At 65.0% G+C, this 7,606-nt stretch carries 5 protein-coding genes; 3 read left to right on the top strand and 2 right to left on the bottom strand.

Translation table 11 applies throughout. The features are described 5' to 3' along the window. The first annotated feature begins 265 nt into the window (after positions 1-265). Positions 266-1,120: an outer membrane protein gene (locus tag ACTHLF_RS10625; protein WP_440327260.1), complete on the top strand. Its 855-nt coding sequence runs from the start codon at positions 266-268 to the stop codon at positions 1,118-1,120. 90 nt (positions 1,121-1,210) lie between these two features. Here the strand turns inward: ACTHLF_RS10625 and ACTHLF_RS10620 are convergent, their stop codons facing one another. Continuing rightward, positions 1,211-1,885 carry a TerC family protein gene (locus tag ACTHLF_RS10620; protein ID WP_440327258.1) on the bottom strand — a complete coding sequence of 225 codons (675 nt, stop codon included), beginning with the start codon at positions 1,883-1,885 and terminating at the stop codon, positions 1,211-1,213. Positions 1,886-2,176: 291 nt separating this feature from the next. Here ACTHLF_RS10620 and ACTHLF_RS10615 point away from each other — a divergent pair, with 291 nt between their 5' ends. Both ACTHLF_RS10615 and ACTHLF_RS10610 read left to right on the top strand, forming a co-directional pair. Beyond that, positions 2,177-3,628: a bifunctional 2-methylcitrate dehydratase/aconitate hydratase gene (locus ACTHLF_RS10615; RefSeq protein ID WP_440327256.1), complete on the top strand. Its 1,452-nt coding sequence runs from the start codon at positions 2,177-2,179 to the stop codon at positions 3,626-3,628. A 200-nt stretch (positions 3,629-3,828) separates the two neighbouring features. Continuing rightward, the gene (locus ACTHLF_RS10610) at positions 3,829-4,923 is read left to right on the top strand and encodes an OmpA family protein (protein ID WP_440327254.1); all 1,095 of its coding nucleotides are present in this window, start codon (positions 3,829-3,831) and stop codon (positions 4,921-4,923) included. Positions 4,924-5,068: 145 nt separating this feature from the next. On the opposite strand, the gene ACTHLF_RS10605 is transcribed toward ACTHLF_RS10610, so the two are convergent. Further along, complete coding sequence (locus ACTHLF_RS10605) at positions 5,069-7,504, bottom strand: TonB-dependent receptor plug domain-containing protein (protein ID WP_440327253.1); 2,436 nt, start codon at positions 7,502-7,504, stop codon at positions 5,069-5,071. Positions 7,505-7,606 lie beyond the last annotated feature (102 nt).

Below are 7,606 nucleotides of genomic sequence, written 5' to 3'. Positions count from 1 at the left end.
CCTGGTCGGCAGAGAACCCCCGACAGGGGCGCCCCCACCTGGGGAGAGACCGGACGGCCTGTTTCCTCGCATCCTGGCATTTTTGACGGTTGGGTGCGCCCCTGTGGCCGATGCTCTTTTCACGATGCATTCACTGGCTCGCGCATGAACGCGAGGCACGTGTGTGCGCGTTCCCGTGACCTATGCACGCGGTGCATACATAACGGATCGTTAAGCTTTCGGCCGGGGGTTCGATCACTTTCTAAAAATTGCAGGGATTTTTTACATGCGCATTCGCCACAACCACTTCGGCAAGGTCGCCTCGGGTCTTGCCCTTGCTTCGCTCGCATTCTTCGGCGCTGCCGCGCATGCGCAGGATAGCCAGAAGAAATCCCAGTCCCCCGCGCTCGACAATGTCAGCGTATGGGTCGGCGGTTACTACACATCCAATGACACTACGCTCGGCGGCCAGACCCGCATCCTGAACAGCAATGGCGATGTCAACCTTGAGGACGACCTGGACTTCAAGAAGCACAAGACGGTGCCGCGCGTGCGCCTGGACTTCCTGATCGGCGAACACCAGGGCTTCGCCTTCGACTGGTATGAGGTCGATCGCTCGCATTCGAAGACGTTCAACGAGTCCGTCAATGTGCTCGGCCAGCCCATCACCGCATCGGCGTTTGCCAAGGGCGACCTGAAGTTCAGCTTCGGCAGTGCGGCTTACAAGTGGTGGTTCGGCACGGGCGATGACGTGTTCGGTGTTGGCCTGGGTGCGGCGTATTACAAGGTCCGTGGCAGCATCGATGCATCGGTGACCGCGCTGGGCCAGACCCAGTCGGCCAGCTCGTCCACCGATATCGATGCGTGGGCGCCCAACCTCCAGCTCGGCTGGCGCCACGCGTTCAACGACCAGTGGCGCATGTACGTCAACGCCTCGGGCGTGAAGAAGAACGGCGGCCGGCTCAATGGCCACATCTACGACACGGCCATCGGCCTGGAGTGGTTCCCGTGGCAGAACGTGGGTTTCGGTGCCGAATACGCCTACACCCGGATCAAGCTGCACCAGGACAAGAGCCGCTACGATCTGGACCTGGATATGAAGCTCAACGGACCGGCCGCCTACGTGCGCTTCCGGTTCTGACCAGCCGGTTGGCACCGGGCCTCGTGCCCGGTGCCTTGCCGGGGGGAATCCAAGGCCGCCCAAGGGCGGCCTTTTTTTGTTCTCCTTGGATCAGGCGGCTTCCGGCCGCTTGCGCTGGGCCAGCCAGCCCAGGCCCACGATGCCGGCGACGAGCAGGGCATCCAGCGTCCACGGCGCCCACGGGCGAGCGTCGAACCACGGAGCCAGCAGCTGGTCATGGGCGATCATGCGGGCGGCCGTCCAGGCGATCGCCGCCGCGCCCACGTATATCACGATGGGGAAGCGCGCGATGAGACGCAGGATGAGGGTAGAGCCCCACACGACCAGCGGCACGCTGATGGCCAGCCCGAGGACGACCAGGCCCATGTGGCCCTTGGCCGCGCCGGCGATCGCCAGGACGTTGTCGAGGCCCATCAGCGCGTCGGCGACGACGATGGTGCGGATGGCGGCCCAGAAGCCCTTGGCGGGCGCGATGTCGGGGTCGTGGTCCTCGTGCTTCAGGAGCTTCCACGCGATCGGGATCAGGAGCAGGCCACCCGCCAGCATCAGGCCCGGCAGCTTGAGCAGCCAGATCACCGCGAAGGTAAGCAGGATGCGGATGGCGACGGCGCCGAACGTCCCCCAGAACACGGCCTTCTTCTGCAGGTCGCGGGGGAGGTTGCGGGCAGCGAGGGCAATGACGATCGCGTTATCGCCCGCCAGGACCAGGTCCAGCAGGATGATCGCCGCGAGGCCGGAGAAGAATTCGGGAGTCAGGAAATCCATGGGGCCACCTTCGCGCGCTGTGGTCGGACCAATGCGGCGGCGACGGGTACGCGCGCCCGTCTCCACCGCAAAAGTCTCGTTCCCGGCGTGGTGCCGCCGCGATGCCCGGGACGCTGTGGCGTCCGTACTGACGATCATCGCGCACGGGGCAGGATGCCCCGCGGAACTACTCCCCTTTGGGTTGTAGTGGGCGCCATTCTCCCGGTTCGGTTGCGGCGCGGCAAGACACCCCCGGGGGGTGACCGGCTAAAATGTGCGGCTTTCCCACCCACACCTTCGCGAGTGAAGCCCATGAGCGCACACGATATCCGTTCCGCCACGCGTCCCGACCCGGACCAGCCGATGGTGGACATCGCCAACTACGTCGCCGATTACACGATCGAGTCGAAGGAGGCCTACGACACCGCGCGCTACATGCTGCTCGACTCGCTCGCCTGCTCGGCCCTGGCCATGAAGTTCCCGGACTGCGTGAAGCACCTCGGCCCCATCGTGCCGGGAGCCACCATGGAAGACGGCGTGCGCGTGCCGTTCACCTCGCACGTCCTCGACCCGGTCCAGGCCGCGTTCGCCATCGGCACCCAGGTCCGTTACCTCGACTTCAACGACACCTGGCTGGCGGCCGAGTGGGGCCACCCGTCGGATAACCTCGGCGCCATCCTGTCGGTCGCCGATTACCTCTCGCGCAAGGCGGTGAAGGAGGGCGGCAAGGCCCTGACCGTCCGCGACGTGCTGGGCTACGCCATCAAGGCCCACGAGATCCAGGGCTGCTACGCCCTCAAGAACAGCTACAACCGCGTCGGCCAGGACCACGTGATCCTCGTCCGCCTGGCCTCCACGGCGGTCACCACGGCCATGCTGGGCGGCGGCAAGGAGCAGATCACCACGGCCGTCTCGCACAGCTGGATCGACAACGGCGCCCTGCGTACCTACCGCCACGCCCCGAACACCGGCCCGCGCAAGAGCTGGGCCGCCGGCGACGCCTGCCGCCGCGCCGTCACCCACGCCATCAATGCGGTCTACCGCAACGTGGTCGGCTACCCGTCGGCCCTGTCGGCCAAGACCTGGGGCTATTACGACGTGGCCTTCAAGGGCAACGCGTTCGAGTTCGAGCGCCCGTTCGGCAGCTACGTCATGGAGAACGTGCTCTTCAAGATCAGCTTCCCGGCCGAGTTCCACGCCCAGACGGCCGTGGAGTGCGCCATGAAGCTGCACGCCGAGGTCGGCCACCGCCTGGACGAAGTCGAGCGCGTGGAGATCCAGACCCAGGAAGCCGGCGTCCGCATCATCGACAAGACCGGCCCCCTGGCGAACTACGCCGACCGTGACCACTGCATCCAGTACATGGTGGCCGTCCCGCTCATCTTCGGCCGCCTCACCGCCGACGATTACAACGACAGCGTGGCTGCCGATCCGCGTATCGATGCGCTGCGAGACAAAATGACCGTGGTCGAGAATCCGCAGTTCACCAAGGATTATTTCGACCCCGAAAAGCGTTACATCGGTAATTCGGTGCAGGTTTTCTTCAAGGACGGCACCAGCACGCAAAAAATCTCGATCGATTTCCCCATTGGCCACCGTAATCGACGGGCCGAAGGTATTCCGGTTTTGCTCAAGAAATTCGAGGCCGCCCTCCGCGCAGAGATGCCGGCGGACCGCGTTGAGAAGGTTCTGAGCATCACTTCCGTGCCGGAAAAGCTCGATGCCATGCCCATTCACGAGTTCATGACGCTCTTCACGGCTTGATAATGGCCGTGACTCAAGTATGAACGGCTGGCGGCGGCATGCGCCCAATTGTTGGATTTTTGCTAAACTGCCGCCGCCCGTTGAAGGGGTAACAAAAGCGAGGGACGCCAAAGTCCCCGGATTCGACAAAGAGTTTTCTGACGCGCGATTTCCGTCTGGGGTGGAGCGCGGACGCGAATACCAATAATGAGGAGACACCGATGAAACGTAAGGGCTTGTTTTTGCTGATCGGCTTGGCCCTGGGCGGCGTGGGTGCCGTCCATGCGCAGGAATCCGCTGACGCGGGTAACGGCTATGACGGCCGCTGGTACATCGCCCCGACGGTTGGCGGTTACTACAACGACACCGACCGCAACACCAACAGCCGCCAGGTTTACTACGGCCTCGGCGTCGGCAAGTTCATCTCCAGCAACGCGTCGATCGACATCTTCGCTGACCGCACCAAGCGCGACAACGACGGTAACGGTCACTGGTCGAACAACAGCTACGGCGTTGCCGCCCGCTTCTACGCTGGTGCGTGGGACAGCTGGCGTCCGTACCTGCTGGCCGGTGTGATGGGTTCGTACCACCACAACCCGTCGGACAACGGCTGGTCGCCGGCCGCCGAACTCGGCGTTGGCGTGTCCAAGACCATCACCGACAGCTCGGATTTCCGCGTTGAAGCCGGCTACCGCTACGATTGGGACGACAAGACCAACGACGGCGAGAACGGCTACGGCGACTGGTTCCTCGGCTTCTCGATCGTTTCGCGCTTCGGCGAGCCGCCGGCCGCTCCGGCCCCGGCTGCTGCTCCGCCCCCGGCTGCCCCGGATTGCTCCACCCTCGACAGCGATGGCGACGGTGTGAACGATTGCGACGACAAGTGCCCGGCCACCCCGGCTGGCACCATTGTCGGTCCGGACGGTTGCCCGCAGAAGGTCGTCATCGACCTGCGCGGCGTCAACTTCAAGTTCGACCGTCCGAAGAAGGGCGAGACGAACATCGGTCCGACCCTGCAGGAGCCGACCAGCGAGTCGCTGGGCGTCCTCGACCAGGCTGTCGACACCCTGCAGCGTTACCCGCAGGTCAAGGTCACGGTTGCCGGTTACACGGATAGCGTCGGTAAGGATGCGTACAACCAGTCGCTCTCCGAGCGTCGCGCCAAGATCGTGTTCGATTACCTGACCTCGCACGGCATCGGTGCCGACCGCCTGGAAGGCCCGATCGGCCACGGCGAGAACAACCCGATCGACACGAACGACACGGCCGAAGGCCGCGCTCGCAACCGTCGCACGGAACTGCAGGTCCAGCAGTAATACCTGGACAAGCAGCTTCCCTATCGGTAGCAGCACAAAGGAGCCCGGCGAAAGCCGGGCTCTTTTTTTGTGCCAGGGGACTAAGGGCTACGTTGTGGGAGCGCGCTTGCGCGCGATCGCCCCCACGCGAGGCAACCTCCCAACGTCACCACGCATAACGCGCCCGCGCATACCAATACGCGCCATTCGTGCCGATCGGCGAGATGACGTCGTACGGGAAGTTCCCCGCGTAGGCGATGTCCGGGATTGAGCGCTTCGGGTACTGGTCGGTGATGTTCTGTCCGCCAAGGGCGAGCGAGAAGCGATCCGTGGCATGCCACTCGGCCTCGGCGTCCAGCTGCCAGCGCGCGCCATAGGTCTGCCGCGGGACGAAGCCGTCGCCGAAGTCGAACACCCGCGTGGTCGCACCTTGCCGCGTCAGCCGACCCAGCAACAACCAGCTGGGGTGATCCCAGCGCGCGGTGAACGACCCACGCTGGCGTGGTGCGGCATCGGTCAGGGTGTTGCGCTCCTCGACGCCAAACAGCACCGCATCCGCGCCGAGTTCAGCCAATGCCGCCGGCGTGTCACGCACCTTCCGAATCGACGTGCGGTTGTAGCTGTACGTTGCGGTCAGCGTGAGGTTGCCGCCATACGCGGGCTGGCGATAGTTGGTGACGAGTTCCGCTCCGCGCGTACGCGTGTCCACTGCGTTGGTAAAGAAGGCCACGCTTTGCACGCCCTGGACGCCGAAGCGTGCGGCGATGAGATCTTCCAGGCCGTCCGGTGCAATGGTTTCCGAGAGTGTCACGCGGTGGTCGACATCGATCCGGTAGATGTCGAGCGAGGTATCGAATCGTTCCCCGATGCGCGCCGTGAGGCCAAGGCTGAAGTTGCGCGACTTTTCCGCCTTCAGGTCCGTGGCACCGAGGCCGCGGGCGATCGGGTTGTTGACCGAAAGCACCCGTCCTTGCACGAGTTCGCCATTGGCGCCGTACCCGGTGGACGTGGACTCGAACCCGATCTGGCTGAGTGACGGTGCGCGCAGGTTGTTCGATACGGCGCCGCGCAGGGCGATGGCGTCGTTGAATGCGTAGCGGCCGCTGAGCTTGCCGGTCCACGCGCCGCCAAAATCGTTGTAGTGCTCGTAGCGCGCCGCGGCGTCGGCGAAGAAGCGCTCGGTGACGTCGCCGGCGAAGTCAACGTAGGCCGCCGCGACGTTTCGATGAAGATCCGCCGTGTCCTGTGGGGTCAGGCCGCCGCCGGCCTGCGCTCCCGTCGGCGCGCCGACGACGGGACCCACGGCATAGGACGCCGGGTCCCCGGCGAAGGTCCGGAAGCCTTCGTGGCGGAACTCGGCGCCAGTCGCCAGGGTGAACAGCTGGGTTCCCAGCCCGACGGTGCGCGAGAGGTCGAGGTTTGCGGTGCCCTGCGAGTTCTCGTACTTGCCGACATCGAAATGGGTCGGGCTGGCCTCGCCCAGGGAGACATTCACCGAGTCGCGCAGATCGTAATCGAAGGTGTTGCGGCCCCAGGTCAGGCTGCTATCGATGTCCCACTCGCCCGCCCGGGTGCGCGCACCCGCGGTGAGGTTCACGTCGGTGTTGTAGCCGAGGGATTCGGGGCGATAGCCATCCGGGTAGATCGAGGGCACGTTGGCGTCGCTGTCCGGGTACCGGAAGTAGTTGTCGCCTACCGTGCGCCGGCGGGTGTAGGTCCCGAACGCATAGCCGCGCACGCCATCACCCAGCCCCAGCTCACCGTTGAACCAGCCGCTGTAGTTTTCATTGCGGGGATCGCCGGCGGCGTAGTTCCGCTTGCCCTGCAGGGCGAGATTCGCCGGGGAGGGGTTTTCCCAGGAAGGGATCTGATCGCGCCCGGCACGGTTCGTCGGCTCGCGGTTGTTACCTTCGATACCCGCGCGGAGGAAACCATCCCCACCCAGTTTCGTGCCGGCCTTCGCGCTGACGTAGCCGCTCTGCCCATCGGTGATGTTCCGATCGCCCGGCCGGAAGTGCGTGTGATAGGCGCCATAGGTAGCGTCTACCTCGCCACCTTCCGGAGCATCGTCAAGGATGATGTTGACCACGCCGGCGATGGCATCCGAGCCATATTGCGCGCCCGCACCGTCGCGCAGCACCTCGATGCGTTTGATCGCGGAGATGGGGATGGCGTTGAAGTCCACCGGCGTGGTGCCGCGGCCGATCTTCGTATCGGTATTGACCAGCGCCGACGTGTGGAAGCGCTTGCCGTTGACCAGGACAAGCACCTGGTCGGGGCTCATGCCACGTAGCTGGGCGGCGCGGACATGGTCGGAGCCGCCCGAGTTCGATTGGCGGGGGAAATTGAACGACGGCAGCAGGGTGGCCAGTGCCTGGCCCAGTTCACCATTGACCGCCCCGGCGGAGCGCAGGTCTTCCGGGGTCAGCACATCAATGGGCACGGGCGAGTCGAGCACGGTGCGGTCACGTACATGGGTGCCTGTCACGATGACCTTATCGAGCGTCGTCGTGGCCGGTTTGTCGGCTTGCTGGGCGCGGGGCGCGGTCGCCGCCGTGGCGAGGACGACGGCGATGGCGAGCGGGAGGTGAGAGTGGCGCATGATGGATCCTGGATTGACGCGCACGGGAGCTTCCGCCGTGCGGCGCGCTTGGAAGGAAGGCGTTGGAGCCGCTAAGGGGCCCTATCAGTCCAGCGTGCCCGG

It is taken from the genome of Luteibacter sp. (genome assembly GCF_051958795.1).
In the GTDB taxonomy this organism is placed as follows: Bacteria; Pseudomonadota; Gammaproteobacteria; order Xanthomonadales; family Rhodanobacteraceae; genus Luteibacter.
Note: the sequence above shows the minus strand (reverse complement) of the source record. Positions and strands in the feature narration are given on the sequence as shown.